Origin of the sequence: Chitinimonas sp. (assembly GCF_041904975.1) — a bacterium.
Taxonomy (GTDB): Bacteria; Pseudomonadota; Gammaproteobacteria; order Burkholderiales; family Chitinimonadaceae; genus Chitinimonas.
Genome location: NZ_JAYRLZ010000290.1, coordinates 1 through 5,066, shown reverse-complemented (window position 1 = coordinate 5,066; position 5,066 = coordinate 1). Strand labels below are relative to the sequence as shown.

8 protein-coding genes are annotated in these 5,066 nt (G+C 61.1%); 6 read left to right on the top strand and 2 right to left on the bottom strand.

Annotation, left to right across the window (positions count from 1 at the left end):
* Window positions 1-532: 532 nt before the first annotated feature.
* Window positions 533-844, top strand: coding sequence for a hypothetical protein (locus ACE3OH_RS19125; RefSeq protein WP_374356948.1), 312 nt, complete (start codon window positions 533-535; stop codon window positions 842-844).
* A gap of 17 nt (window positions 845-861) precedes the next feature.
* Window positions 862-1,422, top strand: a complete 561-nt coding sequence (locus ACE3OH_RS19120) for a GNAT family N-acetyltransferase (RefSeq protein WP_374356947.1) — start codon at window positions 862-864, stop codon at window positions 1,420-1,422.
* A gap of 78 nt (window positions 1,423-1,500) precedes the next feature.
* Here ACE3OH_RS19120 and ACE3OH_RS19115 read toward each other — a convergent pair whose 3' ends face one another.
* Both ACE3OH_RS19115 and ACE3OH_RS19110 read right to left on the bottom strand, forming a co-directional pair.
* The gene (locus ACE3OH_RS19115; protein WP_374356945.1) at window positions 1,501-1,803 is read right to left on the bottom strand and encodes a hypothetical protein; all 303 of its coding nucleotides are present in this window, start codon (window positions 1,801-1,803) and stop codon (window positions 1,501-1,503) included.
* Between the two features lie 69 nt (window positions 1,804-1,872).
* Entirely contained in the window at window positions 1,873-2,202 is a 330-nt protein-coding gene (locus tag ACE3OH_RS19110; protein WP_374356943.1) for a hypothetical protein, read from the bottom strand.
* Window positions 2,203-2,363: 161 nt separating this feature from the next.
* Here ACE3OH_RS19110 and ACE3OH_RS19105 point away from each other — a divergent pair, with 161 nt between their 5' ends.
* From ACE3OH_RS19105 to ACE3OH_RS19090, 4 genes are all read left to right on the top strand, one after another.
* The gene (locus tag ACE3OH_RS19105) at window positions 2,364-2,843 is read left to right on the top strand and encodes a DUF1203 domain-containing protein (protein ID WP_374356941.1); all 480 of its coding nucleotides are present in this window, start codon (window positions 2,364-2,366) and stop codon (window positions 2,841-2,843) included.
* A complete protein-coding gene (locus tag ACE3OH_RS19100; RefSeq protein ID WP_374356939.1) occupies window positions 2,840-3,019 on the top strand; it encodes a hypothetical protein in 180 nt (59 codons plus the stop codon). The genes ACE3OH_RS19105 and ACE3OH_RS19100 overlap by 4 nt, the downstream gene beginning before the upstream one ends.
* A 451-nt stretch (window positions 3,020-3,470) precedes the next feature.
* Window positions 3,471-4,031: a YaeQ family protein gene (locus tag ACE3OH_RS19095; RefSeq protein WP_374356937.1), complete on the top strand. Its 561-nt coding sequence runs from the start codon at window positions 3,471-3,473 to the stop codon at window positions 4,029-4,031.
* Window positions 4,032-4,035: 4 nt separating this feature from the next.
* Window positions 4,036-4,785 (top strand): substrate-binding periplasmic protein, encoded by a 750-nt coding sequence (locus tag ACE3OH_RS19090; protein ID WP_374356935.1) that lies wholly within the window; start codon window positions 4,036-4,038, stop codon window positions 4,783-4,785.
* The last annotated feature ends 281 nt before the right edge of the window (window positions 4,786-5,066 follow it).

Genomic DNA, 5,066 nt, shown 5'->3' with positions numbered 1-5,066 from the left:
ACCCAAACCCAAACCCAAACCCAAACCCAAACCCAAACCCAAACCCAAACCCAAACCCAAACCCAAACCCAAACCCAAACCCAAACCCAAACCCAAACCTGTAAACACAGAGGACAGGGAGAACACAGAGCGCACAGAGAAAGGCAAATTCTGTCTGGTTTTCTCTGTGTGCTCTGTGGTCTCGGTGCGCTCTGTGTCTACAGAATTGGGGTTGCCTGGTGTCGGTGCACTCTGTTTCTACAGGTTTCGGGATGATCCATGGCCCGGCCTGCGCAATTGCAGCGCATGCATTGCCGTGAAAGCTTGGCGTTGCAGCGTGAATATGCATTGAATTTCAAGTGGTTACATTGCTTTCTTGATTGATATTGCATTGTGCTTGCATTGGCCGCTGCAATTGTTGGCAATCGAAATTGCAGCACTTGCGCGAAATTCACACCAAATGTGGCAACTCGGCCATGCCGCCAGCCATGTCATTGCATGGCGCCCCGTGAGAAGCTTGCTTCGTCGATAACAAACCTCACGGAGAATAATCATGACGATACAAACCAGCGATGAAGGCAGCGTTCAGGAAACCCTGCGTGCCTACCACCTCGGCCTTAGCGGCAGCGAATATTACGGTCCCGACGAGGCTGCGCATCGCGCCGGTCGGCTGGTGCAGCACACCATGTTGCTGGAACGTGAACAGCTGCAAGCGTTGGCCGAACTGCAGGCGCAAAGCGAAGCGGGCGAACCTGGTCTGTTGCAGCGTGTAGAGCGCCAGTTCCGCCGCTTGGTGGGTCTGGGCGATGCTGCCAACGATGAGCCGGCGAATAGCCGATCCCGACTGCGACAGTTCGCGGCCTGACTGCCTGGGGTAGAAAAATGAGCGCGATAGCCTTGGTAACGCCCAGCCTTGACTACCTCGATTCCTACGCCGAAGCGCTGCAGCAGGGCTGGTCGCCCAATACCCTGGTGCCGGCGGCTGCGGCGGTGGAACTGAGCAAGATCGAGCAAGACCCGGTTGCCTTTGTCGCCAGCCTCACCGACCGCGCCGGTCTGGGCGGGCCGATCACCCTGCCCAATGGCGCGGTGGTGCCGCGCCTGCCGGGCTATCGCATGTGGCTGTGGGATGGTGAATTCTGCGGCAGCTTTGCCCTGCGCTGGCAGCCCGGCACATCGGCCCTGCCCAGCTATGCCTACGGCCATGTCGGCTACACCATCGTGCCGTGGAAGCGTCGGCGCGGTTATGCCAAGGCGGGACTGCGTCTCTTGCTGGCCGAGGCGCGCCGCGAAGGGCTGGACTATGTCGATCTGACCACCGACTTGGACAACGAAGCCTCGCACAAGGTGATCCTGGCCAATGGCGGCACCTCGCTGGGTGCGTTTCGCCGGCCGGTGGAGTATGGCGGCGAGACCAATCTGCGTTTCCGCATCGCGCTGTAATCGCAGCCCGCCTGCCGGGCAAATACAACAAGACCGGGCATGCCCGGTCTTGTTGCTTTCGCGGCGATGCCTGCACATTCAATCGAAAGGCTCGGCATCGTCGGCCAGATCGGCCGATGTGCCGGCCGGAGCGGGCAGCACGCTAAGGATGAAGTCGTACTGCCCGGCCACCATTTCCTGCGCCACATAGGGTTGTAGCGCGGCGATCTGCTGGCGCGACAACAGGTAGGAAAGCAGCATGTGCGGGTCGGCCACCTTCTGCTCACGCTCGAACAGGCGCAGCAGATAGGCCGGTGCGATGGTGCTGGCCACCGGCCAGCGCGTCAGCAGCTTGCCATTCATGCCACATTCCCACACTTCGATCACCCGGTGCACTTGCATGATGCCCTCCCCATGGCCGCTGCGGCGCCGCCCGCCTTTGTCCCAGCATAGGCTGCTTTGCTGGTGCTATCAGGGCTGCGTTGGGCGCCGCCACAGCAGGGTTCGGTCCTGGCACAGCGGCACCGATAGGTGCTGATCTTCCAGCGCATGCAGTAGCTCGGCATAGCGCTGTAGCCGGTCGGGGGCGGTACGGTCGGCTAGGATTTCCCGCTGCGCGGCAAACTGGCGGTAGGCAGCTTGGGCCGGGCAGTCTGGCGCCTGCTGTTCCAGAATGCCGATAAAGCCATCCGGGTCGGCCTCGTTCTCAGCCCAGCCGCGTGGCACCAGGTCAAAATGGCCGGCTACGAGCGCCTGACCCACCAGCTGTTTTTCGATAAGCCGTATATCCAGAAATTTCACACCATCGTGGCAATGGATGCGGTGAAGGTCGGGGCGCAGCTTCCCATTGCGCTGGCGCGTTGATGATTTGAGCTACGGCGCAAGAACCGGGTGTCGGGCGCGGCGGCAGATCGGTAATGTGGCCCGATTGCAGCGCTGCTGCGTCGCTTGTGGATGCCACCATGCCTATTGCTTATCGTGTCTTGCCCATAGACCCCGCCTTTATTGAACGGCTACGCCAAACCGTGCTGGACGACCTCGGCCAGCCGATCGAGCGCCATATCGCCGAAGGTGGCGAGCCCTGCCGTGATGCCTTGCGCCGTGCCCGAGCGGGCGAGGCCTTGATCCTGGCCAGCTACACGCCATTTGCCCTGGCCAACCCCTACAAGGAATTCGGCCCGGTGTTCGTGCTGGCCGAGGCAGCCGCCTCGCCGGTGCTGGAGCGGCTGCCGATGGGCGCCGATGGCGACTATTTTGGTGATCAATTCGTGCTGCGCGCCTACTCCAGCGATCAGCGCATTGTCGATGCTCAGGTGGTGACACTGGCGCAGGCCGAGGACTATCTGCAAACCTTGCTGGCCCGCCCCGCGGTGGCCTTTGTACTGGCGCGCTTTGCCGGCTACGGCTGTTACGGCTGCCGCATCGAGCGGGCTGAACCATGAAGACGTCCAGCCTGTTTGCCGCCGACGATGCGGCAGGCGAATGCGCAGCGGCTCATGGGCTGATGCTTATTGCCCTGCATGTTTTCACTGGGCAAGCGCCGGGCGCCTGTCCTTATCTGCAAAGCACAAAAGTGCCAACAGATGCGTTGCCTGTTCCGGAGACGCAACTGCAATAACGAGCCGGCCATGTTCAACGCGCAGCGCCTCGATAGGATGTCCGGCTGGAGAAACCAACAGCGTTCGGCTGCCGGCTGATACTGCTGAGACAACAGCGTCAGCTTCTCGGTCTGGTGCAGGAGTGAAGCTGATAAGTAGCTCCATGCCACAGGACGACTTCCGTAGGAGCGGCGTAGTCAGGGGAGCATGCTCGGACACAAAGGTGCTGCATGGATTTTTGACTTCGATAGGGGGCAGAGCGGGCCGCCAATACCAGCTCCCAATGAACCAAAGAGCAGAAATCGCTACTAGGAGAAAAAAGTATCTGAGCATAGGGGCCGATGGTGCTTGAACCTGCACGTGTTGTCTCGGAAATCGACGTTTAATGCGGGACTCTTGGCCAAATACGATTGGGCTGAATGTGTCTGGGCGGTAGAATCGCGCCTTTCCAAAAGCATGTGAAAGTCTGCGATGGCATTGAGCGCCACCATCTACAAGGTTGAACTGCAATTATCCGACCTCGACCGCGGCCACTATGGCAGCTACAACCTGACGATGGCGTGCCATCCTTCGGAAACGACCGAGCGGATGATGTTGCGGCTGGTGGCATTTGCCCGCCATGCCAGCGAAGCGCTGAAATTCACCCGTGGCATCAGCAGCGACGACGAGCCGGATCTGTGGGAACACCACGATTACGGCGATATCAAGACCTGGATCGAGCTGGGCCTGCCCGATGAGCGCCGCTTGCGCCAGGCCTGTGGCCGCGCCGACGAGGTGTGGCTGTACGCCTATGGCGGTCGCGCCCTGCCGGTGTGGTGGCAGCAAAACGCCAGCGCCTTGCGCAAGCTGGACAAGCTCAGCGTGGTCAGCCTGCCGGAAGCAACGCTGGCAGAGCTGGATGCGATGACGGCGCGCACGATGCAGCTCAGCTGCACCATCCAGGATGGCACCCTGTGGCTGGCCGATGGCAGCCACAATCTGGAGCTGGTGTTCACCACCTTGCAGGACAAGGGCGTGCAGGCGCCATCGTGATGCCATGACAAAGCGCCTGCTGGTCCTGATTCTGCTGGGGTGCGCGCTGCTGGCCGATGCGGCCGGGCAGGGTACCACCATTCCCCTGCTACTGCGCCAGCGTACCGAGGCCAATGGCGCTTTGCGACCGCTAGGCCCGATGACCAGCGCGCTGATCCGCTATTTCGAGCGGGAAACCGGCCAGCGTTTCGAGCCGCGCGCCTATCCGTGGCGCCGTGCGGTGGCGATGGCCACCCATGGCGAGGGCCTGCTGTGGGCGATTCCGTTTGATTCCGACAGCAGCGGCCAGTTGCTGTATTCGCGGCCGGTGTACACCACCCATGTGTGGATGGTGGCGCGCAAGCGCGATCGCCTGCAGGTCAACAGCCTGCAGGACCTGAAGGGCAAGACGGTATCGGCCTATGGCGGCAGCCGCTATTCCGGCGAATTCGAGCAGCTGCGCGGCAAGCTGTTCACCGTGCAGGAAGACCCCGACTCGCTGGCGATACGCCTGCGCAAGCTGGCGCTGGGCCGCGTCGATGTGGTGCTGCTGCACAGCCGCCACGACGATATCGCCAGAGTGCGCAGCGGTCTGGAAGCCTACTTTGCCGATACCGACACCGAAATCTTGCCCCAGCCCCTGCAGGACGAGCAGATCTGCTTCGCCGTCGCCAAGGATTCGCCCTATGTGAACCTGCTGCCGACCATCGATCAGGCTATCGCCCGCGGCCGGGCATCGGGCCAGATCGATCAGATGCTCCAGCTGGCGTTTTAGCTTTGCGTGGGGGTTGACTCCCAAAAACCTGTAGACACGGAATGCACCGAGATCACTGAGCACACAGAGAAAACCTGATTACATTGGCGCTTTCTCTGTGCGCTCTGTGTTCTCACTGTTCTTGGTGTCTACAGGTTTGGCCTTTGCGGCCTCCGAAGGATCACCCCCCCACTTCTGTAGACACAGAGCGCACCGAGACCACAGAGCACACAGAGAAAACCTGATTCGAACGGGTGTTTCTCTGTGCGCTCTGTGCTCTCACTGTTCTCTGTGTCTACAGG

What these genes read in the sequence shown, in the direction of transcription:
- ACE3OH_RS19125 (WP_374356948.1), top strand. Translation starts at nt 533, where the DNA reads ATGACGATACAAACCAGCGATGAAGGCAGCGTTCAGGAAACCCTGCGT.
- ACE3OH_RS19120 (WP_374356947.1), top strand. Translation starts at nt 862, where the DNA reads ATGAGCGCGATAGCCTTGGTAACGCCCAGCCTTGACTACCTCGATTCC.
- ACE3OH_RS19115 (WP_374356945.1), bottom strand. Translation starts at nt 1,803, where the DNA reads ATGCAAGTGCACCGGGTGATCGAAGTGTGGGAATGTGGCATGAATGGC.
- ACE3OH_RS19105 (WP_374356941.1), top strand. Translation starts at nt 2,364, where the DNA reads ATGCCTATTGCTTATCGTGTCTTGCCCATAGACCCCGCCTTTATTGAA.
- ACE3OH_RS19100 (WP_374356939.1), top strand. Translation starts at nt 2,840, where the DNA reads ATGAAGACGTCCAGCCTGTTTGCCGCCGACGATGCGGCAGGCGAATGC.
- ACE3OH_RS19095 (WP_374356937.1), top strand. Translation starts at nt 3,471, where the DNA reads ATGGCATTGAGCGCCACCATCTACAAGGTTGAACTGCAATTATCCGAC.
- ACE3OH_RS19090 (WP_374356935.1), top strand. Translation starts at nt 4,036, where the DNA reads ATGACAAAGCGCCTGCTGGTCCTGATTCTGCTGGGGTGCGCGCTGCTG.